General features: G+C 69.3%; 20 protein-coding genes. 9 read left to right on the top strand and 11 right to left on the bottom strand.

Annotation, left to right across the window (positions count from 1 at the left end):
* Positions 1 to 619: 619 nt before the first annotated feature.
* From VI08_RS22075 to VI08_RS12830, 7 genes are all read right to left on the bottom strand, one after another.
* On the bottom strand, positions 620 to 1216 hold the full coding sequence (locus VI08_RS22075; RefSeq protein ID WP_045829996.1) for an IMPACT family protein: 597 nt from the start codon (positions 1214 to 1216) through the stop codon (positions 620 to 622).
* Positions 1213 to 2016 carry a hypothetical protein gene (locus VI08_RS22070; protein WP_052697899.1) on the bottom strand — a complete coding sequence of 268 codons (804 nt, stop codon included), beginning with the start codon at positions 2014 to 2016 and terminating at the stop codon, positions 1213 to 1215. The genes VI08_RS22075 and VI08_RS22070 overlap by 4 nt, the downstream gene beginning before the upstream one ends.
* 1 nt (position 2017) lies before the next feature.
* Entirely contained in the window at positions 2018 to 2572 is a 555-nt protein-coding gene (locus VI08_RS12850; RefSeq protein ID WP_045829995.1) for an RNA polymerase sigma factor, read from the bottom strand.
* Positions 2573 to 2592: 20 nt separating this feature from the next.
* On the bottom strand, positions 2593 to 4410 hold the full coding sequence (locus VI08_RS12845) for a vWA domain-containing protein (RefSeq protein ID WP_084621487.1): 1818 nt from the start codon (positions 4408 to 4410) through the stop codon (positions 2593 to 2595).
* A 56-nt stretch (positions 4411 to 4466) separates the two neighbouring features.
* Complete coding sequence (locus VI08_RS12840; RefSeq protein ID WP_045829994.1) at positions 4467 to 5963, bottom strand: GGDEF domain-containing protein; 1497 nt, start codon at positions 5961 to 5963, stop codon at positions 4467 to 4469.
* Between the two features lie 113 nt (positions 5964 to 6076).
* Positions 6077 to 6799, bottom strand: coding sequence for an anti-sigma factor (locus tag VI08_RS12835; RefSeq protein ID WP_045829993.1), 723 nt, complete (start codon positions 6797 to 6799; stop codon positions 6077 to 6079).
* On the bottom strand, positions 6796 to 7353 hold the full coding sequence (locus VI08_RS12830; protein ID WP_045829992.1) for a sigma-70 family RNA polymerase sigma factor: 558 nt from the start codon (positions 7351 to 7353) through the stop codon (positions 6796 to 6798). Before VI08_RS12830 ends, VI08_RS12835 begins: the two co-directional genes overlap by 4 nt.
* 134 nt (positions 7354 to 7487) lie before the next feature.
* Here VI08_RS12830 and VI08_RS12825 point away from each other — a divergent pair, with 134 nt between their 5' ends.
* The 9 genes from VI08_RS12825 (at position 7488) to egtB (ending at position 17083) form a co-directional block, all read left to right on the top strand.
* On the top strand, positions 7488 to 8228 hold the full coding sequence (locus tag VI08_RS12825; protein ID WP_052697898.1) for a hypothetical protein: 741 nt from the start codon (positions 7488 to 7490) through the stop codon (positions 8226 to 8228).
* Between the two features lie 69 nt (positions 8229 to 8297).
* Positions 8298 to 9248 carry an acyl-CoA desaturase gene (locus VI08_RS12820; protein WP_045829990.1) on the top strand — a complete coding sequence of 317 codons (951 nt, stop codon included), beginning with the start codon at positions 8298 to 8300 and terminating at the stop codon, positions 9246 to 9248.
* A 3-nt stretch (positions 9249 to 9251) separates the two neighbouring features.
* The gene (locus tag VI08_RS12815) at positions 9252 to 10514 is read left to right on the top strand and encodes an NAD(P)/FAD-dependent oxidoreductase (protein ID WP_045829989.1); all 1263 of its coding nucleotides are present in this window, start codon (positions 9252 to 9254) and stop codon (positions 10512 to 10514) included.
* On the top strand, positions 10511 to 11299 hold the full coding sequence (locus tag VI08_RS12810) for a DUF1365 domain-containing protein (RefSeq protein WP_045829988.1): 789 nt from the start codon (positions 10511 to 10513) through the stop codon (positions 11297 to 11299). The genes VI08_RS12815 and VI08_RS12810 overlap by 4 nt, the downstream gene beginning before the upstream one ends.
* Positions 11280 to 12515, top strand: a complete 1236-nt coding sequence (locus VI08_RS12805) for an SAM-dependent methyltransferase (RefSeq protein WP_045829987.1) — start codon at positions 11280 to 11282, stop codon at positions 12513 to 12515. The genes VI08_RS12810 and VI08_RS12805 overlap by 20 nt, the downstream gene beginning before the upstream one ends.
* Positions 12512 to 13300 (top strand): DUF1295 domain-containing protein, encoded by a 789-nt coding sequence (locus VI08_RS12800; protein WP_045829986.1) that lies wholly within the window; start codon positions 12512 to 12514, stop codon positions 13298 to 13300. Before VI08_RS12805 ends, VI08_RS12800 begins: the two co-directional genes overlap by 4 nt.
* Positions 13297 to 14379 carry an SAM-dependent methyltransferase gene (locus VI08_RS12795; protein ID WP_045829985.1) on the top strand — a complete coding sequence of 361 codons (1083 nt, stop codon included), beginning with the start codon at positions 13297 to 13299 and terminating at the stop codon, positions 14377 to 14379. Before VI08_RS12800 ends, VI08_RS12795 begins: the two co-directional genes overlap by 4 nt.
* A gap of 128 nt (positions 14380 to 14507) precedes the next feature.
* Positions 14508 to 14885: a DUF427 domain-containing protein gene (locus tag VI08_RS12790; protein ID WP_045829984.1), complete on the top strand. Its 378-nt coding sequence runs from the start codon at positions 14508 to 14510 to the stop codon at positions 14883 to 14885.
* Between the two features lie 17 nt (positions 14886 to 14902).
* Complete coding sequence (egtB, locus tag VI08_RS22455) at positions 14903 to 17083, top strand: ergothioneine biosynthesis protein EgtB (RefSeq protein WP_045829983.1); 2181 nt, start codon at positions 14903 to 14905, stop codon at positions 17081 to 17083.
* Positions 17084 to 17171: 88 nt separating this feature from the next.
* Here egtB and pgaD read toward each other — a convergent pair whose 3' ends face one another.
* Genes pgaD through pgaA form a run of 4 tightly spaced genes read right to left on the bottom strand, consistent with a single transcriptional unit; the run spans position 17172 to position 22823 of the window.
* Positions 17172 to 17615, bottom strand: coding sequence for a poly-beta-1,6-N-acetyl-D-glucosamine biosynthesis protein PgaD (pgaD, locus tag VI08_RS12780; protein WP_045829982.1), 444 nt, complete (start codon positions 17613 to 17615; stop codon positions 17172 to 17174).
* Positions 17612 to 18862, bottom strand: coding sequence for a poly-beta-1,6-N-acetyl-D-glucosamine synthase (pgaC, locus tag VI08_RS12775; RefSeq protein WP_045829981.1), 1251 nt, complete (start codon positions 18860 to 18862; stop codon positions 17612 to 17614). Before pgaC ends, pgaD begins: the two co-directional genes overlap by 4 nt.
* Positions 18859 to 20748 carry a poly-beta-1,6-N-acetyl-D-glucosamine N-deacetylase PgaB gene (gene pgaB, locus VI08_RS12770; protein WP_052697897.1) on the bottom strand — a complete coding sequence of 630 codons (1890 nt, stop codon included), beginning with the start codon at positions 20746 to 20748 and terminating at the stop codon, positions 18859 to 18861. Before pgaB ends, pgaC begins: the two co-directional genes overlap by 4 nt.
* Before the next feature lie 5 nt (positions 20749 to 20753).
* A complete protein-coding gene (pgaA, locus tag VI08_RS12765) occupies positions 20754 to 22823 on the bottom strand; it encodes a poly-beta-1,6 N-acetyl-D-glucosamine export porin PgaA (protein WP_084621486.1) in 2070 nt (689 codons plus the stop codon).
* Between the last annotated feature and the right edge of the window lie 88 nt (positions 22824 to 22911).

The raw sequence follows: 22911 nt of genomic DNA, 5'->3' as shown, positions 1-22911 counted from the left end.
CGGACCTGCGGACCGGGCCGTAGCTGCGCTTTGGCCATTACGTTGCGTTGCGCGGCCCTCCGCTCATGTCGGCCCCAGGGGCCCACCCGCCACCGAGTCCACGCGCCCGGTTTCGTGGGGCACAAGCAAAAAGCCCGCGGACGCGCACGATCATGGATGACCCGCGCGCTTTGCGCACAAGGGCAAACTTTCCCGCTCTGGCAGCGCACGTTCGAGGGTCGCCTTCTGGCGAAGGATGGTGACGCGCGGGTCTTGGCACGGTACATCGTGGGCAACGTTGTGCACGCTGGCCCATCAAGTACGTCTGCCACTACGCCTACCGAAGCGAGGCGTGCCGGAACGAGCGTGGCATCACGCAGCGCCGGCTTGTGCCGCACGAAACGAGGCGTATCGACTCGGGGGCGGGCAGGCCCTTGGGGCCGACATGAGCGGAGGGCCGCCGAATGCATCGGTTATCGCGACATCGTTACTACGGCCCGGTCCGCAGGTCCGCGACTGGCGGCCCCAAGGGCCTGCCCGCCCCCGACTGCCGACACCTCACCAGCCTAAGGCGGCGCTAGCCGCTGAACACATGCATTCGCGATAGCGGATGAACCGGTTCGTGCACCCGTTGCACACCTTAAGCGGAAGGCCGTGGTTTCGTTCTGCCCCGCGTCGCATCGATGATGCGTGCCGTGATGCCTTCGAGCCGATCCACGGGCGCCGCGACGACGAGGTCGGCGCCATCGGTGACGAAGGTTTCTTCTTCGATCGTGCCTTCCAGCTCGCGGATGCGTGCCGTGACGAGGGCGAGGTCGGCGAACTCGACACGCAGCGCGAGCCGCCCGATGGCGACGATGGGCAGCCGGGGTGCAAGCCGCAGGCATTCCGCCGCGCCGCCGCCGTACGCCCGTGCAAGCCCGCCGGCGCCGAGCTTGATGCCGCCGTACCAGCGCGTGACCACGACGGCGACGCGATCGCAGCCTTGCCCGTCTATGGCGGCGAGGATGGGGCGGCCCGCCGTGCCCCCGGGCTCGCCATCGTCGTTGAAGCGGTACGCGTCGCCGATGCGGTAGGCCCAGCAGTTGTGCGTGGCCGCCGGGTCGCCCACGGCCTGGAAGAAGGCCAGCGCCTCGGCGGGCGTCGCCACGGGCGCCGCCTGGGTGAGGAAGCGGCTCTTCTTGATGTCTTCCTCGTGGCGGAACGGCGCGGCGAGGGTTTCCAGCGACGTGCTCAAGGCTTCAGGTCGCGGAGGTCTTGCGGCAAGGCGTACGCGGGGTAAAGACGGCGCAGCTCGGCGAGCTTGCGGAGGGCTTCGTCGCGGTCGCCATGGTCGAGCAAGCGGCGGATCTCGCCGACGCGATCGTCCGGACCCAACGGTGCCACCTTCGGTGCCGCGCGCAGTTGCATCTGCATCGCGGGTGCGCCGGCAGGGGCCGGGGCCGGCGCGAACGCCTGCTCCGCGGCGGCGGGTGCCAGGTCCGCGGGTGGGGCGGGCGGTGGCGGTGGTGAAGGGGGCTCGGCGGGCGCGGCGGGGGCGGGTGCTGGCGCAGGTACAGGCGCTGGCGCCGCCCATGGCGCCGCCGATGTGACCATGCCTTCCGCCATCGGCGCGTGGCGCGCGGCCGCCTTGCGCATGGGCGCCGATACCGCCGGCTTCGCGGCGGCGCGGGTTTCCGCCATGGGCGCCGCATCGGCTGCCGTGGGCGGTGCGATCGCAGGTGCGGGCACGGGCGCCACGGCCGCTGGCGGCGCCGGCCGTTGCAGGCTCTGCGCGCGCTCCGTGGCGGTATCGCGGATCGGCGCGTCGCGCATCTGCCAGCCCACGCCCGCGGCGAGCACCAGCACGGCCGCGGAGCCAAGCGCCACGGGCCAGCGCGGCCGGCGCCGCACCGGCGTGGCGCGCGTGGCGGCGGCCAGGATGGACGCATCCAGCGCGGCGTCGGGCTCCGTCTTCGGCAGGCGGCCGTACAGCGCTTTAAGCTCGCGCTCGTCGGGCAGGTCGTCGTCGCTCGGTGGGGGCGTGTTCGGGTTCATGTCAGTCGGCAAACCACTGCTTGATGCGTGCCATGGCATAGCGCAGGCGGGATTTCGCGGTTTCGCGGCCCACGCCGGTGATGGCGGCGATCTCCTCCAGGGATAGTTCGTATTCCATGCGCAGCACGAAGGTCTCGCGCTGGTCGTCGGGCAGGCCGTCGATGGCCTGCTGCATGCGTCGGCGCAGTTCGAATTCGGACAGCGCCTGCTCGGGTTGTTCGCGCTCGGGCGCCGGCTGCGCGGCGAACACCGCGTCGGCTTCGTCGCCACCGGCCTGCGGCTTCTGTTTGCGGAAAGCGTCGATGGCGAGGTTGTGTGCGATCTGCAGCAGCCACGTGCTGAACTTCGCCTCGGCCCGGTAGCGGTCGCGCGCCGCGATGACGCGCGCCCACGTTTCCTGGAACAGCTCGTCGGCCAGCGCCCGGTCCTTCACCGTCTTGAGCAGGAACCGGTACAGCGGGCCCTTGTGCCTTGCATACAGGGCTTTGAACGCGGCCGCGTCCCCGCCCACCCAGGCGAGCATCAGCGAGGCATCGTCGGCCAGGGGAGCATCCATGGCCGACGAGGTTACGGGGTTCAGCGCGTACCCGCCACAGGCGCCGGGGTCTGGATGCCGCTGGCGAGGTCGGCCAGGCGCGCCATGCCGGCGCGGTAGCCACCGGCATCCTTGCCCTGCGCAGCGCGGGCCAGTTCGGCGACCTTCGCGTAGCCGAAGCCCTCGGTGTACTTGCCACCGCGCAGGTTATCGGCGAAAGCGGCCACGGCGGCGGCGAAGCGCAGGCGTTCGCTGGCGGGGGTGACGCTGGCCGACAGCGGCTGCTCGATCAGCTGGCTCGCACCGCCGTCGGGCGCCTTGTAGCGCAGGCGCAGGAAGGCAAGTTCGTTGCCCTTCGTGGCGGGTGCATCGGTACCGTACCGTAGCGGGTCGACGCTCGCGCCCTTCGCGCCCTTCAGCGTGATCTCGTACAGGGCCGTGACGTTGGCGCCCGCGCCGATCTCGCCCGCATCCACCGCATCGTTGTTGAAATCCTCGCGGGCGAGCATGCGCTTCTCGTAGCCGATGAGGCGGTACTCGGCGACCACGCCCGGGTTGAATTCCACCTGGATCTTCACGTCCCTGGCGATGGTCATCAGCGTGGCTGACATTTCATCGACGAGCACGCGGCGGCCTTCCTCCAGGCTGTCGATGTAATGGTGGCTGCCGTTGCCGGCGTCGGCCAGCGTCACCGCCATCTCGTCGTTGTAGTTGCCCTCGCCGAAGCCGAGGGTGGTGAGCGCGACGCCGCTGCGGCGCTTGTCGGCGATGCGGTCCTTGAGTGCCTGCGTGCCCACGGTGCCGATGTTGAAGTCGCCGTCGGTGGCCAGGATGACGCGGTTCACGCCGCCCTTTATGAAACCCTTCGCGGCTTCGGCGTAGGCAAGGTCGATGCCGGCCGCGCCGTTCGTGCCGCCACCGGCCCCCAGCGCATCGATGGCCGCGGTGATCTTCGCGTGCTGGTCGCCGGGGGTGGAGCGCAGCGCCACGCAGGTGCTGCCGGCGTAGGTCACCAGCGAGATGCGATCCTGCGCGCGCAGCTTCGGCACGATCTGCTTCAGCGAGGCCTTCAGCAAGGGCAGCTTCGCCGGCTCGTCCATCGAGCCCGAGGTATCGACGAGGAACACCAGGTTGGCGGCGGGGATCTCGCTGGCTGGCACCTGGTAGCCCTGGATGCCCACCAGTAGCAGCTGGCGGTTCGCGTTCCATGGCGAGGGCGAGAACTCGGTGGTGACGCTGAAGGGGCGCGAGCGGTCCTTCGGCGGCGCGTAGCCGTAGTCGAAGTAGTTGATGAATTCTTCGCTGCGCACGGCGTCGGCCGGCGGCAGCTGGCCTTCGTTGAGCATGTGGCGCACGTTGGTGTACGAGCCGGTATCCACGTCGATGCTGAAGGTGGAGACCGGGTCGGTGGCCGCCTGGTGCACCGGGTTGGTGTCGCGGTGTGTGTACTTGCTGGTGTCCGCCATCGGCGGCAGGCCTCCGATGACACCGACGTATCCCATCATCTTCGCCTGCGCGACGGGTGCCGCCCTGTTCGCCGGGGCCACCGGCACGGGCGGCGGGGGCGGCATGGGCGCGGCGGTGACGGACTGCGCTTCGAGCGCTTCCGGTGATGCCGCCGGTGCGGGCGCGGCCACGGCCACGGGCGCGGCGCGCCGGCCACCGCGCACCTGCGGCATGATCTTCGGCGCGTACATCACCATGGGGCCGGCGCCCGCGATGCAATCGGTGCTGGCATCCGGCGGCACGGCGGGCGAGGGCGTGGGGTGGCGGCGTGCCGGCGGCTCGGCGCCGGCGGCCCCGGCCGCGACCACGAGGCCGGCGAAAACGAGGGAAAGGGTGGTGCGTAGCGTGTTCATCGTGCATGGCCTCCTTGGGGACATGACGATGAAACGGGGCAGGGGGCGAAACGGGGTTAAACCGCGCGGATGGTATTTTCCGCGCGCTGGTCGGCGTGGCCGCCGATACGGTTGCGGCCGCCGTGCTTGGCGCGGTACAGCGCGTGGTCGGCGGCGTTGAGCAGCTCCAGCGGGCCGCTGGCGGCATCCGGCTGGATCGCCGCGACACCGATGGTGATGGTCAGCACGCCGAAGGGGCTGCGCGGGTGCGAGATGGCCTGCGCTTCGACGTGGGCGCGCAGGTCTTCCGCCAGCACCAGGGCGTCGGCAAGGCGCGTGCCGGGTGCGACCACGGCGAACTCCTCGCCACCGAAGCGCGCAAGGAAGTCACCCGCGCGCAGGCCGCGCGCCACCATGGTGGACGCCAGCGCGCGCAGGCAGTCGTCACCCGCGAGGTGGCCGTAGCGGTCGTTGTATTCCTTGAAGTAGTCGACGTCGATCATCAGCAGCGAGATCGGCTCGCGCTGGCCGGGACGGTGCCATTCGCGCAGCAGGCGTTCATCGAGCGCGCGGCGGTTGGGCAGGCTGGTGAGGCTGTCGACGAACACCAGGCCCTCGAGCTCGTCGCGGCTGCGCGACAGGCGGAACTCTTCTTCCACCAGGTCGACCTGCGCCAGCGTGCCGCGCAGGCCGATGCCGACCACGGCGGCGATGGCCCCCGCGATGCCCAGCGACGGGTAGTTCGGGATCACCATGAGGCCGAAGCCCAGCACGCTCATGGCGAGGAAGGTGGGGCTGGCGCTCTGGACGAAGCGCACCAGGTATACCGGCGGCATCCAGTGGCGCTGCGGCTTGCGCGCGACCGCGGCCACCACCACGGCCAGGAAGGGCACGTCGAGCAGCATGTCCCACGGCGAGTCGCCGAAATCGGGATGCCCGCCCAGGGCCACGTAGTGGTTGTAGAAGTAGCCGGTGAACGCGTACGAGACGAAGAACCACGCCACCGCGCGGAAGTAATAGTGGTCGTCGGCGCGGTCGGTGGCGATGAAGCGCAGCAGCGCCGCCACGGCGAGGCAGATGTTCTCGAAGTCGAGCATGTGGGCCACGTCGATGGCCTGCTGCGGCCCCATGGCCCCTTCGATGGAGACGATGGAGAACGTACGCACGTAGAACAGCACGCCCAGCAGCGAGGCCAGCACCAGGTCGATGGCGAGGGCCCAGCGCTTGCGCGCGGCCACGGGCGCCGACGAAACGGCCACCAGCACCGGCAGCACGTACAGGATGTAGAAGAACATGCTGTCGCCGGGCGCCGGGTTGGAGTTATCCATCACGTAGTTCTGCCGCGCGGAGAGCGACATGCCGACGGTCCACAGCGCGAGGCTGGCCAGCAACAGCCACCAGCGGTTATCGCGTGGCGTGCCCGAGCGGTACCACGCCAGCACGGTACTGGCCATGGCGAGCACCGCCGCGGCGAAATAGAAGCCGTACGAGATCGCCATGCCGCCCACCGGTGCGAGCACCAGGGCGGCAGCGTGGACCGCCAGCACGATCGCTGCGGCGATGACGAGTTTCATGGCGCGCTTGTTTCCCCTGCTTGCAACGCTATGGTCATATCGGCCGCCTGGCGTGGAAGTTGAGCACGGCGGTCAATATCTTACGGCCGCTTCTTCGACAAATGTGAAGAAGCTCAGGCGGCGCGGATGCTGCCCTTGGCCACGACCGGGCCCGTGGGCTGGCCGGTGGGGGAGCCGCCAGCCGGCTCGACCGATACGGCAAGCACCGCGGTGGGGCCGAGCCGATCCACCAGGGCCCTCGGCAGCGAGAAACGCTTGCCATCGGCCGAGGGGAACACGCCCACGGCGACCGGCGCGCCGCCCTGGGGGATAAGCCACAGTTCGGTGTCACGGCCCGCGGCGAGCGGCTGCGGGGTGGCCGGCACGAGGGTGAGTTCGGCGCGCTGCACGTCCATCGTCGCCGTCCAGGCGGCCTGGCCGTTATCGCCCGCCAAGGTGGACACCATGACCACGGCCGGTGCCTGCGCGGCGGGCGCGGGGGCCGGTGGCGCCCCCGGCCGGGTGGCCGTGAGCACCACGAGGCAGGCGGCGACGGCGCTGGCGCCGACGCCGATCCAGCGCCACAGCGCCAGGCTGTCCCACAGGCGCGGGCGCGCCGCGCCGGCGAGACCCAGCCGCTGCTGGATGGCCGGCCATGCATGGGCAGGGGGCTCCACGGCGGGCACTTCGACGGCAAGCGGGGCCAGCCACGCCTGCCAGCGCGCGACGGCGGCGCCGGCTTCGGGCTGGGCCGCCACTTCGGCGGCGACCGCTGCCCGCGCGTCGGCATCGAGCAGCCCGAGCACGTATTCGGCGTAACGCAGGTTGTCCTTGTCGTTCTCGAAGGTCGTGTTCATGTGCCCAGGCACGCGCGCAGTTGCAGGAGGCCGCGGCGGATCCAGCTCTTCATCGTGCCCAGGGGCACCTTGGCGCGGTCCGCTAGCTCGTTATACGTAGCGCCACCGAAAAAGGCTTCACGGATGGATCGGCGCTGCTGTGCTTCGAGTTCGTCGAGGCAAGCGCGGAGCCGCCCGTGGGCTTCGCCGGCCTCGGCCCGCGTGGCGGGGCCGGGCTCGGTATCGACGATGGCCTCCCAGTCGATGTCGGCGGCCGGTGCCGCGGGCCGCTGGCGCAGGCGGTCGATGGCCTTGTTGCGTACCACGGTGACCAGCCAGGTGAACGCGCTGGCCAGCGCCGGGTCGAACGATGCCGCGCGCCGCCACACGGTGACGAAGGCTTCCTGCAGGATGTCGTCCGCTTCGGCCCGGTCGCCGACCATGCGCATGCACACGCCGAAGAGGCGGGCCGAGGTGGCTTTGTAGAGCGAGGCGAAGGCTTTTTCATCCCGCGCGCCGGTGCGTTGCAGCAGGTCGTTCAGCGCATCGCGCTCGGCGGGCGTGGTGCCTGGCATGCTTGGGATCCCTTCGGCTCAATCGCGTGCCGCGATCTATACCACGATTGGCCGTCACGTAAACGCGACTGCATCCGGGCGACCCTGCCCCTCGTACAAGCCCATAAGGCGAGCCGCCTGCCATGGATGCCCCTATGACGACGAAACGCCTGATCCTTGCCGCGCTTGGCCTGTGCGTGCTGCCGGCCCAGGGCGCCGAGCGCTACGCTGGCGAGGCGGTGCCACGCGCCGGCGGGGCCATGCTGTATCGCGAAGTGCATTACATCGATGGCGGCCGCCATGTGGTGAGCTACCAGTGCCCGGATGGCAAGCCGTTCGCGCGCAAGCTGCTGCAGACGCATGGCGACCCGACACGGCCTGACGTGCAGTATGAAGATGCACGCAGCGGCCTGCGCGAAACGGTACGCGCCACGGGTTCAAAACTCGATATCCACGTGGCGCGTGGCGGCGACGGCGAGCGGGCGAAGACGATCGACATCCCCGCCGGCGCCGTTATCGATGCCGGCTTCGACCCGTACATCCGCGCGCACTGGGATGCCCTGGGCGCGGGGGCGACCATACCGTTCCTCGTCGCCAGCCGGTTTCGCTTCTTCGACGTGAAGATCCTGGGCGGCAAGGTCGTCGATGGCCAGCGCCACCTCGTGCTGAAGCTCGATGCCTGGTATGCGTTCGCCGCGCCAACCATCGAGATGACCTACGGCGCGAAGGACCACCGCCTGCTGCGTTACGAGGGCATGGGCACCGTGCGCAACGCCAAGGGCAAGGGCATCGACGTGCGCATCGATTTCCCGGTGTCAGGGCGGGACCTCGACGTGCCCGCCGCCGCCGTGGACGATGTGCTGAAGGCCCCCCTGGATGGCCATTGCACGACGTGAGGCCCGTGGGCGTGCATCCGCCGCGCGGGTTCGCTCGTATACCCCGATAGACCAAGCAGAGGCAGGCCCATGCGACCCGATACCGCCATCGATGCCCGTCCGCCACGGCTTGCCGCCGCGCTGCGGCGCTGGGTCGATACCACCGACGCGACCCCGGCCGACGATGCGAAGGCTGACCGGATCGACTGGTTGCGGGCGGCCCCGTTCGTCGCGATGCACCTGGCCTGCATCATGGTCTTCTGGACAGGCGTATCCGCGGTTGCCCTGGGTGTCGCCGCCGCCATGTATGCCGTGCGCATGTTCGCGCTCACCGGCTTCTACCATCGCTACTTCTCGCACCGTACCTTCCACGCGCCACGCGCCGTGCAGTTCGTCTTCGCCGTCATCGGTGCCTCGTGCGTGCAGCGTGGCCCCCTGTGGTGGGCCGCCCACCATCGCCACCACCACCGCCATGCCGATACCGCGCAGGATCCGCATTCGCCCACGGTGCACGGGTTCCTGTGGAGCCACGCCGGGTGGTTCCTGACGCCCCGCGGTTTCCGCACGAACCTGGAGCGCGTGCCCGATTTCGCGAAGTACCCCGAACTGCGCTGGCTCGACCGCTTCGATACCGCCGTGCCGGTGCTGCTGGCCGTGGCGCTGTTCGGCCTGGGCAAGCTGCTCGAGCACGTCGCGCCCGGCCTGGGCACCACGGGCTGGCAGATGCTGGCGTGGGGCTTCTTCGTTTCCACCGTGGTGTTGTTCCATGCCACCGTCACCATCAACTCGCTGGCACACCGCTTCGGCAGGCGCCGCTTCGCCACGCGCGACGACAGCCGCAACAACGCATGGCTGGCCCTGATCACGTTTGGCGAAGGCTGGCACAACAACCACCATTTCTTCCCCGGTTCCGTCCGCCAGGGTTTTCGCTGGTGGGAAGTGGACGTGACCTGGTATGGCCTGTGGCTGATGTCGAAGCTGGGCCTGGTCAGCGACCTGAAGCCGATCCCGGGGTGGGTCGTGGCGAAGATGGGGCGCTGAGCCGTGCGCGTGGCGGTCGTCGGGTCAGGCATCGCGGGGCTGGCATCCGCCTGGGTGCTGTCGCGCCACCATGACGTGGAACTGTTCGAGGCGGGCGATTACCTCGGCGGCCACGTGCACACGCACCGCGTGGCGCAGGCCGGGCGCACGTACGACATCGATACCGGCTTCATCGTGCACAACCCCGTGCACTATCCGCTTCTCACGGCGTTCTTCGAGGAACTGGGCGTCGCCACGCAGCCCACCACCATGAGCTTCGCGGTGCGTAGCGAGGCCACGGGCCTCGAATACAACGCCACCTCGCTCAATGGATTGTTCTGCCAGCGCCGGAACCTTGTCTCGCCGCGGTTCCACGGCATGCTGCGCGACCTGTTCCGCTTCTACCGCGAGGCGCCGGCGCTGCTCGCCGTGGAGGGCCCGGGCCCCACGCTGGGCGAATACCTGGCGGAAGGCGGTTATGGGGCGATGTTCCGTGACGAGCATCTCGTTCCCATGGCCTGCGCGCTGTGGTCGTCGCCGTCATCGGGCATCCTCGGGTTCCCGGCGAAGTACCTGGTGCAGTTCATGGCGAACCACCACATGCTGCAGGTTTCCGGCCGGCCGCAGTGGCGCGTCGTCACGGGCGGCTCGGCACGCTACGTCGACGCCCTGCGCGCGCGCTGGAAGGTGCGCGAGCATCTTTCCACCCCCGTGCACGCGCTGCGCCGCCACGTGAACGGCGTTGATGTCACCAGCACGCGTGGCACCGAGGCGTTCGACGAAGTGGTGCTGGCCTGCCACTCGGACCAGGCGCTTGCGCTGCTCGCCGATGCCGACCCGCTGGAGCGTGCCGTGCTTGGCGCCATGCGCTACCAGGCTAACGAGACCGTGCTGCACACCGATGCCAGCGTGCTGCCCCGCTCGCGCAGGGCCTGGGCCGCCTGGAACGCCTGGGTACCCGCGACGCCGGGCGAGGCATGCACCGTCAGCTATTGCATGAACCTGCTGCAGCGCGTGGAGTCGCCCCAGCCCTTCGTCGTGACCCTCAACCGCGGCGACGCGATCGATCCGTCGAAGGTGCTCCGCCGCATGGTCTACCATCACCCGGTGTATTCGCATGCCTCGGTCGAGGCGCAGGCGCGCCGCGGCGAGATCCAGGGCCACCGCCGCACCTGGTTCGCCGGGGCGTACTGGGGCTGGGGCTTCCACGAGGATGGCATCCGCAGTGCCATGGACATGGCCGCGACATTCGAACGCGTCGTCGGCATGCGGCCGGTGGCGGCATGAGCGAGCGTTTCGCCAGCGCCGTGTACGAGGGCATCGTGACCCACCGGCGCCACGCGCCGCATCCGCACGCGTTCCGCTACCGCATGGCACAGCTGTGGCTCGACCTTGACGAGGTGGACGCGGTGTTCGCCGGCCGCTGGTTCTGGTCGGCCAACCGCCGCAACCTCGCCGAATTCCGCCGGGCCGATTACTTCGGCGCCCCCGAGGTGCCGCTGGCCGATGCCGTGCGCGATCGCGTGGCGCACACCCTGGGCCGACGGCCGGCGGGCCCCGTGCGGCTGCTGGCGCACCCGCGCTACGCCGGCTACGTGTTCAACCCCGTGAGCTTCTATTACTGCTACGAGGCCGATGGCGAGACGCTGGCGGCGGTGCTGTCCGAGATCACCAACACCCCGTGGCGCGAACGCCACGCGTACGTGCAGGCGGCTACCGGCACCGACGGCCATGCGATCGATGCGACGTTCGCGAAGGCGTTCCACGTCTCGCCCTTTATGCCGATGGAGCGCACGTATCGCTGGCGCTTCACGCAACCGGGCGCGCGCCTGGGCGTGCACATGGACGTGTTGCGTGATGGCGAACGCGAGTTCGATGCGCACCTGGCGCTTTCGCGCCGGTCGCTCACGGGGGCGTCGCTGGCGCGCGTGCTGTGGCGCTACCCGCTGATGACCGCCAAGGTCATCGGCGCCATCCATATCGAGGCGTTGCGCCTGTGGCTGAAGCGCAACCCTGTCCATGACCATCCAGGCCATGCGCCGAAGGGGCTTTATGAACGCCATCGCCAATGACGCCGCCCACGCACCGGTGGGCCGTGGCCTGCGGTTCCTGCGCCGCCAGTTGCTGGCGCGCATGGCGCCCCTGCGCGAAGGGCGCCTCGTCATCACCGATGCCCTTGGCACGCTTTCGCTGGGCGACGCGCGCGACCCGCGCGTGGTCCATGTGACGGTCAACGACATGGCGTTCTACCGCACCGTGGCTGGCAACGGCAGCGTCGGTGCGGGCGAGGCTTTCATGGATGGCCACTGGGCCTGCGACGACCTGGTGGGCCTGGTGCGCCTGTTGGTGCGCAACCGCGACCTGCTCGATGGCATGGAAGGCGGCATGGCGCGGGTAGGTGGCTGGGCCATGCAGGCGTGGGCGGCGCTGCGCCGGAACACCCGCGATGGCAGCCGGCGCAATATCGCGGCGCACTACGACCTGGGCAACGACTTCTTCAGCCTGTTCTTGTCGGCCGACCTGATGTATTCGTCGGCGCTGTGGGAAGGCGAGGACGACACCCTCGAGGCAGCGTCGCGGCGCAAGCTCGATCGCGTATGCCAGTGGCTTGACCTGAAGCCCGGCGATCGCGTCGTCGAGATCGGCACGGGGTGGGGTGGCTTCGCCCTGCACGCCGCGCGGCACTACGGCTGCCATGTCACCACGACCACGATCTCGCGCGAGCAGCACGCGCTGGCCACGCAGCGCGTGGCCGAGGCGGGGCTGGGCGACCGGGTCACGCTGCTGCTGGAGGATTACCGCGACCTCACAGGGCAGTACGACAAGCTGGTGTCGATCGAAATGATCGAGGCGATCGGCGCGGCCTACCTGGACACGTATTTCGGCAAGCTTGGCGCGCTGCTGCGCCCGGGCGGGCAAGCCCTGCTGCAGGCCATCACCATCGAGGACCACCGTTACGAGCAGGCCCTGAGCGCCGTGGACTTCATCAAACGCTATGTCTTCCCGGGCAGCTTCATCCCCTCGATCAGCGCCATGCTCGCCGCGAAGGCGCGGACCAGCGACCTCGCCCTGATGCGGCAGGCCGATTTCGGGCTCTCCTACGCGCGCACGCTGCACGCGTGGCGCGTACGCTTCATGGCCTCGCGCGCGGAGGCGCGCGCGCAAGGCTTCGACGAGCGGTTCCTGCGGCTGTGGGAGTTCTACCTCGCGTATTGCGAGGGCGGGTTCCTCGAGCGCTCCATCGGCGTGTCGCACCTGCTGTTCGCCCGGCCGGGCACGTCGCCATGAACACCTTCCCCACCTTGCTCACCCTCTGGCTCGTGGCCGCGTGGGTGATGGCCGGCGGCTGGGCGTGGCAGTGGCGCAAGCGCAACGCCGGCATCGTCGATGCCCTGTGGGCCGCGGGGCTGGGCGTCGCCGCGCTGTTCACGGCGCTCGTGGGGCAGGGCGCGCCGCTGCCGCGTGTATTGCTGGCCGTGCTGGGCGGCGCATGGGGCGCGCGGCTGGCGTTGCACTTGTGGCGGCGTGTACGCGGCGAAGCGGAGGATGGCCGTTACCGGGCGCTGCGCGAGCACTGGGGCGGCCACCAGGGCAAGTTCTTCGCGTTCTTCCAGTTCCAGGCGTTCCTGGTGGGCCTGTTCGCCGTGCCTTTCATCGCGGTGGCCGCGAACGCGGAAGGCGCGGGTGGCTGGGCGGTGGTGGCGGTGCTGACGTGGGTCGGCAGTGTCGCCGGCGAATCGCTGGCGGACCGCCAGCTCGCGCGGTTCCGTGCCGACCCGGCAAACAAGGGCAAGACCTGCCGCGAGGGCCTGTGGCGGTACTCGCGGCACCCGAACTATTTCTTCGAGTGCGTGCACTGGTTCACTTACGTGTTCCTCGCCATCGGCTCGCCGCTGGCGTGGCTGGCGTGGTCGGGACCGGTGGTGATGTTCCTCTTCGTGCGCTTCCTGAGCGGCGTGCCGCTGACCGAGAAGCAGGCCTTGCGCACGCGCGGCGAGGAATACGCACGCTACCAACGCGATACACCCATGTTTTTCCCCTGGTTCCCCAAGCACTCGCGCGAGGACGCATGACTACCATCGCCAGCACCACGGGCTACGCCCGCGAAGACGACGTGGCCCCGGGCCTGCTCGGCCTGGCCGAACGCGGCCACCTGCCTGATGCGCTTGTGCGGCTGGGTATACGGCGGATGTGCGCGCAGCGGCTGGCCGACGGGCATCGCGGCGGCGTCGAGGCCGAGGCGGCGCGGTACCAGGACCTCATCGCATCGCTGCGCCACAGCGAGGTCGCCATCCATACCGATGCCGCCAACGGCCAGCACTACGAATTGCCGCCGGCATTCTTCGAGCTGTGCCTGGGCGCGCGCTTGAAGTATTCCAGCTGCTACTACCCGCGCCCGGACATGACGCTGGACGAAGCGGAGGAGGCGATGCTTGCCCTCTATGGCGAGCGGGCGGAGCTGGCCGATGGCCAGGCCATCCTCGAGCTGGGCTGCGGCTGGGGTTCGCTCACGCTGTGGATGGCCCAGCGCTACCCGAACGCACGCATCACCGCCGTCTCCAATTCCGCGCCGCAGCGCCGGCATATCGAAGCCCGTTGCGCCGCGCTTGGCCTGCGCAACGTGCAGGTCATCACCGCGGACGTGAACACCCTGAGCCTGCGGGACAACGACTTCGACCGTTGCGTTTCGATCGAGATGTTCGAGCACATGCGCAACTACGCCACCCTGCTGGGCCGCATCGGCCGGTGGCTGAAACCCGGCGGCAAGCTATTCGTGCACATCTTCACCCACCGCACGCTGATGTACCCGTTCGATACCGACGGCGATGGCGACTGGATGGCGCGGCACTTCTTCACCGGCGGCCTGATGCCCGCGGCCGATACGCTGCTGTGGTTCCAGGACGACCTGCGCATCGAGGGCCGTTGGGTGCTCGATGGCACGCATTACGAGCGTACCGCCAACCACTGGCTGGCCCGGCAGGATAGCCAGCAGGCGGCGGTGATGGCCGTGCTCGCCGAGGCCTATGGCCCCGCCGCGCGCCTGTGGTTCCAGCGCTGGCGCATGTTCTGGATGGCGTGCGCGGAGTTGTTCGGCTACGCCGGCGGCTCGGAATGGGGCGTGTGCCACTACCGTTTCACCCGGCCCGCGTAGGTCAGGAATCGCCAATCCCGGCATTTGTGCCTGCGGGACATTTCACCTTTTCCAGTTTGTTGGCTTGGCATGGCCCCGTCGTGGTCCCACGATGGTTGGCCTGACCGCCCGCCACGAAGGAGAGTGCGATGTCCTCCCGCCCCGTCAGGATCCCCGGCCCCGACCACCCGATCAGCATCACGCCCGTCCGCGGGCGGGTGGTGGTGCGTGATGGTGAACACATTATCGCGACCACGCGGCGCGCGCTGAGCCTCAAGGAGGCCAGCTACCCCGCCGTGTTCTACCTGCCGCGGGAGGACGCCGACATGGCGGCCTTGCGCCGCTCGACCAGCACCACCTGGTGCCCGTACAAGGGCGAGGCCGCGTATTACAGCCTGCCTGGCGACAGCGAACGGGCCACGAACGCCATCTGGACCTACGAGACGCCAAGCGAGGCGGTCGCCGCCATTCGCGGCCACCTCGCCTTCTACCCCGACCGCGTGACGATCGAGCACACGCCCGACTAAGCCGCCGGAGCCCACGCATGCAAGCCATCCTCGATACCTGTACCACGGGCACCGCGGGCGTCGCCGCCACGGCGGCATCCGCGGGCCCGCGTTCCCCCGCCGCACGCTACGACGCGGTACGCGCGCGCACCGACGCCCTCGTCGCTGCCCTTCAACCCGAAGACATGCAGGCGCAGTCGATGCCCGACGCCAGCCCGGCGAAGTGGCACCTCGCGCACACCACGTGGTTCTTCGAAACCTTCCTGCTTGGCCCGAACGTACCCGGTTACGAGGTGTTCGACGCGACGTACGGCTATCTCTTCAATTCGTACTACGAAGCCGTCGGCCCCCGGCATCCGCGGCCCATGCGTGGCCTGGTCACGCGGCCCGGCGTCGAGCAGGTGCGTGCTTACCGCGCACACGTCGACGCGCACATGCGCCGTTTCATCGCGGCGGGGCTTGATGCCGAGCGCGAAGCCCTGCTCAGGCTGGGCCTGGCGCACGAGGAGCAACACCAGGAACTGCTGGTGATGGACGTGCAACACCTTTTCGCGCAGTCGCCGCTGAAGCCGGCCTTCGACCCGGCGTGGCCCGCCACGGCCGCTGGCCCGGCGGGGCGTTTCCGCCGCGTCGCGGGCGGCCCGGTGCGCATCGGCGCCACCGACGAACCGTTCGCCTTCGACAACGAACTGCCGCGCCACACGGTGTGGCTGGAGCCGTTCGAGCTCGCCGACCGGCTGGTGACGAACGGGCAGTGGCTGGCCTTCATGGCGCTGGGTGGCTACCGCCGCCCCGAGCTCTGGCTTTCCGATGGCTGGGCGCAGTGCCAGGCCGAGGCCTGGGATGCGCCGGCCTACTGGCAGCGCGAAGGCGATACGTGGTTCCACATGACGCCGGGTGGCTGGCAGGCAGTGGACCCGGATGCCGCCGTGGTGCACGTCAGCTATTACGAAGCGGAGGCCTATGCGCGCTTCGCGGGCGCCCGGCTGCCTACCGAGGCGGAGTGGGAACACGCCGTGCGCAGCCGCCACGACCTCGACCAGGTGGACGATACGGCGTGGCAGTGGACGGCCAGCGCGTATGCGCCGTACCCCGGGTTCCGCGCCGCCGACGATGCGGTGGGCGAATACAACGGCAAGTTCATGAACGGCCAGATGGTGCTGCGCGGTGGCGCCATGGCGACACCGCCGGGGCACTCACGGCCGTCGTACCGCAACTTCTACCGCCCCGGGCAGCGCTGGATGTTCGCGGGCGTGCGCCTTGCGCGCGATCTCGCGCCGGTGCAAGAGGATGAAGGGCGCCAGGCGTTCCTGCGCGATACGCTGGCGGGCCTGTCCGCATCGCCCAAGGCGTTTTCGCCGAAGTATTTCTACGACGGCGCGGGCTCCGCGTTGTTCGAAGCGATCTGCGAGACGCCAGAGTATTACCCGACCCGCACCGAGACGGCGTTGCTCGCGTCGATCGCGCCGGCGCTCGCAGCGGCTATCCCGCCCGGCGCCGTGTTGCTCGAGCTTGGCAGTGGCGCCAGCGACAAGACGCGGCTGTTGCTCGATGCCGCGCCTTCGCTGTCGGCCTACGTGCCGGTGGATATCAGCCCCGATGCGCTGCAGGGCGCGGCCGAACGCCTGCGCCCGGCGTACCCATCGCTGGCGATCATGCCGGTGGTCGCGGATTTCACCGTGGGCATCGAGGTGCCGGACGCGCTGGCCGGCAAGCCGGTGGTCGCGTTCTTCCCCGGCTCCACCATCGGCAATTTCGAGCCGGCGGAAGCCGTGGAACTGATGCGCGCGGTACGCCGCCGCCTGGGCCCGGGCGCACGTTTCATCGTCGGTGCCGACCAGGTGAAGGCCGTCGACGTGCTGCTGGCAGCCTATGACGATGCCGACGGCGTCACCGCGGCGTTCAATCGCAACGTGCTGGTCCGCATCAACCGTGAACTGGGCGGCGACTTCGACGTAGGGGCGTTCGCGCACCGCGCCGTATGGAACGCGGCGCGCTCACGCATCGAGATGCACCTGGAAAGCACGGTGGCGCAGACGGCCACCGTCGCCGGCCAGCGCTTCGATTTCGCCGCTGGCGAAACGATCCACACCGAGAACTCGCACAAGTTCACGCCGGAAAGTTTCGCGGCGCTGGCCGCTGAAGCCGGCTGGGGCGTGGAGCAGCAGTGGATATCGGAAGGCCCGGCCTTCGGGGTGTTCCTGCTCCGCGCGACGTGAGATGTAGGAGCCCACGCCCGTGGGCGACAGCGTTTCGCGAAGAGCTGTCGCCCACGGGGGTGGGCTCCTACATGGCACTAGGGCGGGGTCATCGTGCGTCGTCCAGCGTCATGAAGCCTTCGTCGGAGACGCTGACCACCGCGCGGCGGGTGCCTTGCAGGCGCACGGCATCGTTGGTGGTGGCGCCGATGGTGGCGGCGGTCTCGGCCACGCCCACGGGCGAGTTGCCGCGGCGCTTCTGCTTGCCAACGAAACGGGCGTAGTTGTACATCGACCACGCGGTGAAGATGGCTGCGCTGGCGAACGCCACGATGAGCACGATATCGATGTCGCCGCCATCGGTGATCGGGTCGAGGAGGTGTAACTGGGCCAGCGCGTCGCGGATGCCGTAGGCCCAGGCGCCAAGCGTGATAAGCGGTAGCCACAGGAAGGCCCAGCCCACCCACAGCACCACGGTGACCAGCCCGAAGAGGGCTTTCTGCGCGCCCGTCTGGCGTTCCGGGCGCTGGATGACAATGGCTTCGGCTTTCATCGCAGGCCCCGGTCCGGGCTCACCCACACCGCGCGCGTGCCCTTGCGCTTGAGCAGCGCCTTGGGCAACGCGACGATGGAGGTGGCGGTGTTGAGGATCCAGTACACCAGCGGGTACCAGATCATCCAGTAGTAGTTACGGCCGATGCGCGTCTCGTAACGGCGATCAACCAGCAGGCTGATGCCGAACTGCAGCAGGCAGATGATGCCGAGCACCACGCCATGCCACTGCGGCAGCAGGGTCTCGATGTACAGCGACGGCGGCAGTGCCACCAGGTGCCCCAGCGCCCACAGCACGATGATGGTGCCCATGGTGTACGACCACACCAGGCTGGTGAAATACTCGAAGGCCACCGGCCACATGCGGCGCTGCCTCCACTTCAGCAGCTTGCCCGTGTAGCGCAGCAACACTTCCGAACCGCCCTGGGCCCAGCGCAGGCGTTGCTTCCACAGGCCACGGAGGGTTTCGGGCATGAGGATCCAGCACAGCGCGTTGGGCTCGTAGCGGATTTCCCAGTGGCGCATCTGCAGGCGCCAGCTGACGTCGATATCCTCGGTCACCATGTCGGTGTTCCAGTAATTGATATCGTGCAGCGCGCTCTTGCGGAAGCACGCGATGACGCCGGAGATGGTGAAGATGCGGCCATACACGCGCTGCGCGCGCTTGATCAGGCCGATGATGGACGAGAACTCGCCCACCTGCAGCTTGCCCAGCAGCGTGGAGCGGTTGCGGATGCGCGGGTTGCCCGTCACCGCGGCGACGCGTGGGCTATCGAGCATGTGCGACACCATCCAGTGCGTGGCGTAGTCATCGAGCAGCGCATCGCCATCCACGCACACGAGGAAATCGGCGTTGGAGGCGAGGGCGGCCGCGCGCAGGCCCATGGCCTTGCCCTGGTTGGATGCCATGTGGATGACGCGAAGCTTCGGGTACTGGTCGAGCAGCTGGTCGAGCTGCGCGCCGGTGTCGTCGGTGGAGCCATCGTTGATGGCGATGATCTCGAAGTTCGGCCACTGCTGCGAGGCGAGGTGGGCGATGGTTTCGCGCACCTGCTCGCCCTCGTTGTGGCAGGGCACCACCAGCGTGACCATGGGGTACGCGGCGAGCTCCGGCGGCTTGACGCGCAGCGGCTCGTTGCGCTCCCAGCGCAGGTAGTAGATGACGCCGCCGCTCATCCACACCAGCGACATGGCCAGCGGGTAGAAGAACGCGAACTCGAGCAGGAAGTGGAGGATGCCGTGGTTCATCGCGCGGGGGCCGGGTAGGGGTAATCGGAGGCCGAGATGTACGGCCGGATCGATTCCAGGTCGGGATGGTTGGTGAGGAAATCGTCGGGGTAGTAGCCGATGTGGCGCGCACCCGCGGCCTGCATGGCACGCAGGCGGTCGCCGATGGCCTGGGCCGTGAACGGCGTTTTCGTCGCCCAGTCGGTTGTCGCCACTTCGAACAGCACGCGGTCGGTGGCGCCGGGCTCCTGCAGCGCCTTGCCGACGAGTTTTCGATACCAGCCCAGGCGGTCGGCCTGCTTGTCGAGCTGGGGCATGGCCATGATCGCGGTCATGTCGTAGGCCTTGATGAATGCGCCAAGCGCCTGTGCGGTCCACGCCTCGGCGTTCGGTTGCAGCACCGGGCGCGCCAGCATGTTGCGCGCGGTGAGCAGCTGCGGGCGCCATTTCTTCATGCGCGCCGCGAGCGCCTGGGTGAAGTCGATAAGGGCCTGCGTGTTCTGCGCCGGCGTGTTCTTCGCCCACGGGCCGAGCTGGTCGGTATCGCGCAGGTAGGCATCGTCGGAGAACAGCACGCCGGCTTCGTCGGTGTGCATGGCGAGGTCTTCGTACACGTCGCCCACCATCTGCTTCACGCGGGCGTCGTACGGCGCGAGGCGGAAGTGGTCGCCGCCGGGCTTCGGCTCACCGGCCATCGAGGGCAGGCCCTTGCCATCGGGGAAGCGGAAGGCGAGCACCGGCATCCATGCGTAGACGCGCACGCCGGCGCGGGAACGCAGCTGCCACGAGACGCGCGAGAACAGGTCGGCGCGCACGGGCAGGTGGCGGTTCGGGAAATACACGGCATCGGCCACGCCGTCACCGTCCGGGTCGCTATAGGCCTGCAGCCACACCTGGCTGGGGTGCATGCGCTTGATGCGGTCGAGCAGCTTCGACAGGTTGCGGTCCTGCTGCGCCGGGTCGGGGTCGTAGACGTAGTCGAGGTCGACCTGCACGGCGCGCGTGGCGTCGACGCGGGCCTGGTGGCGCATCAGCCAGCCGAGGCGGTTGGCCGTGATGTTGCCGCTGACCAGGAGGCGCGGGATGGTGCCGCCACTGCCCAGCGACGGCACGGCATCGCCCAGGCTGAACGAGATGCCCATGCCGAGGCTGGCGGCCACGTCCTGGCCCACGCGGGTGAAGTTACCGTACGGCCAGGCGATGGCGCGGGGGCGCACGCCGGTGTGTTCGGCGATTTCATCGGCGCTCTTCGACAGGTCGGCACGCAGCCGGGCTGCGTACTCGCCCTCGGTTTCGTAGTGCTTCGTATCGGCGTCGTATCGCAGGTAGCCGGCCGCGGGCATCTGGTTGCCCTGGGGGTTCGCGTTCGTGCCCTGGTGCAGGCCCCACGAGTGCGATGCGAACTCGATGAGCCCGGACTTCTGCATCTCGTTCACCTGCTCCCAGGTGAGGAAGCAGCTGCGGTCGCAGTCGCTGCCGTTGTAGGGCATGCGCTTGCCCTCGGGCAGGTCGATCCACGAACCCACCACCGCGGCCAGCGCGGGGTAGTGGTAGGCGCGCAGCAACGGGTACACGCGGGTGTAGAAGCTTTCCAGGCCGTCGTCGAACGTGAGCAGCACGGCATCCTTCGGCAGCGGGCGGCCACCCTGGGCGGCCTCCTTCACCTGGTCGAAGCCGACGACGTTATAGCCATGGGCCTTGAGCCAGTCGAAATGCGCGACGAGGTGGTCGGTGCTCGTCGCGTCGGGGTCGCGGTCGGCATCGAGGCCCACGTCGTCGCGCACGTCGTGGTACGCCAGCACGATGAGGTTCGGCCGTGCCGGGGCCACCGCCTGGGCGGTGGCGGCGGGCGCGGGCGCGAGCAGGGCCAGCCCCAGCAGGGCGAGCAAAGGCAACAGCGGGCGCATGGGTCTCATTCTCCCCAGTGGAGCGTCAGGTCGAGGACGACGCGATGCTCGCGGCGGCCATCGTAGGGTTGGTTGTGCCAGCCGATGGCCCAGCCGAAGCGCAGGCCTTCGCGTGCCTGCAGCGTCTGCCCATAGCGCACGGTGGCCATCCAGTCGGTGGCGTAGCCCTTCTCGGCGTACTGGCCCACGGCAACGTCGATGCGCTGCGTGATGGCGCGCTGGTAATACTGGCCCAGCAGGTTCTCGAGGCGGCCGGTGAGCGCGTAGGAGTTGTCGCGCCGCGGGTTGAAGTAGGGGCGGTCGGTGTCGGTGTTCAAGGAGCCGCCGAGTTCGACGCCACCGTCCACCGTGAGGTTCGGTGCCGTGTGCAGGCGCTGGGTGAAGGAAGCGAGCCAGCCGGTGCGCTTGTTGCCGTCGCTGAAGGTGTCGCGCGACAGGCCAAGGCGCGCCTGGGTGAGTTCGCTCGCACGCCAGGTCACCGCGGTATCGAGCGTCTTCGCCGAGATACCGTAGTACTGCGCGCGCAACGGGGTGTCTTCGCCGGCGGTGCTGTAGTCCGCGGCCACCGACCAGTAGTCGTTGAGCGACCAGTCGAAGCCGGCTTCCAGCGCCGTCTTGCCCACGTAGCGATCGGCCGAAGGCAGCGCCTGCACATAGGCCGTGATGCCCTCCGCATAGCCGCGCACGCCCACGCCATAGCGCGTGCGGCGCACGTCGCCCTCGGGCAGGTCGGCGGTGGAATACCGGGCCAGCGCGAGCACGCGCCAGTGGTCGTCGATGAGCGGGCTGGCCAGCGTGGCCTGCGTGGTGCCGTCGCGGTCGCCGTAGTCGGGGCTTGAGCCCTTGCCTTGCTCGGTACCGATATCGAACTGCCAGCCGCGTTGGCGATCCCACGACTGCACGGCGCGGTCGACGCGGCCGTTGCGGTCGGCCATGGTCTGCGCGACGCCGAGCAGCGCGTCCACGTCGTCGTAATCGTTCAGGGCGCGATTGGCCTCCGCTTCGCCGACCAGCGCGCTCACGTCGCGGCTGTCGAGCGTGCTGGCGATGTGGAAGTCGTCGAGCGCCCGGCGCGGCCAGCCACGTGCGAGCTCGGCATTGCCCAGCTCGCGGCGGATCTGCGTGTTCATGGGCGCTTCGCGGCTCATCGCATACAGCGGATCGTAGGCGGCACGCGGCATGCCCACGTATTCACGCAGCACGGCGGCGTTGAGGTCCGCATCCACCTTGCGGGCGTTCTGGATGGGCAGGCGGATGCCACGGACGCGCACCCACGGCTGTTCCTTCGCGGCCAGCTCGTCGATGGTGGCGAAGGCCTTCGTCGTTTGGCCGGATTCGTTGTAGGCGTACATGAGGCCGATGCGCGGTTCGATGTCGCTGCCGGCGTACGGGCCAGGATCCTTGCGGATGCTGGATTCGTAGAGGCGCGCGGCCTCCGCGGGGCGCCGGCGCACCAGCATGGCATCGGCCACGGCCCGCTCGGCGTACGCAGGCAGCTCGACGCCGGCCGCCCTGAGCGCGTCATAGCGCTGGATGGCCTCGTCGGGGCGCCCGGCCTGGTCGAGCGCCACCAGCAGGTCGAAGGTTTCGCGCCGGCGCAGGTCGGCCGGCAGCGACGGGTCGTCGGCAAGGCGGCGTGCGTCCGCCACGGCCTGGTCGGCCTCGGCGTAGGGCGCGGCCGGGTTGGCGGGCTCGCCGTTGGCCCAGCGGATCTCGTGGGTGACGTGGTCAGCCTCCAGGCGCGCGAGGTCAAGCGCGGATGGCGGTGGCTGCTGGCCGGGGGCCAGTTCGCGCGCGCGGGTGGTGGCGCCGATTTCCGTCAACAAGGCGACGTTCATCTCGCGCGCCTCGCGGTCGTCCGGCCAACGGTCGAGCAGGGCCTGGAGATGACGCAGCGCGTCCACGCGGTGCCCCTGGGCGCGTTCATCCCGCACCTGGGCCATGAGCGCGTCGCGGCTGTCCGTGGGCGTGGCAGCCAGCGTGGCGTGGGCCTGGAGCGCCAGTGCCAACGCAAGGCACAGCCTCGCCCGTGGCACGCGCGCGTTGCGCGGAGGTGTCGAGTTGATGGTTCGCATGGTGCCTTGTGACCTGTGGGGGAACGCCAACCGCCCGACGCGCGGTTGGCCCTTGGGATTCTAGAAGCAAAGGCGATGCCAATGAACC

The organism is Luteibacter yeojuensis, from assembly GCF_000964085.1.
Classification (GTDB): domain Bacteria; phylum Pseudomonadota; class Gammaproteobacteria; order Xanthomonadales; family Rhodanobacteraceae; genus Luteibacter; species Luteibacter yeojuensis_A.
The sequence above is the reverse complement of the archived record's forward strand: the minus strand, read 5'-3'. Positions and strand labels throughout refer to the sequence as shown.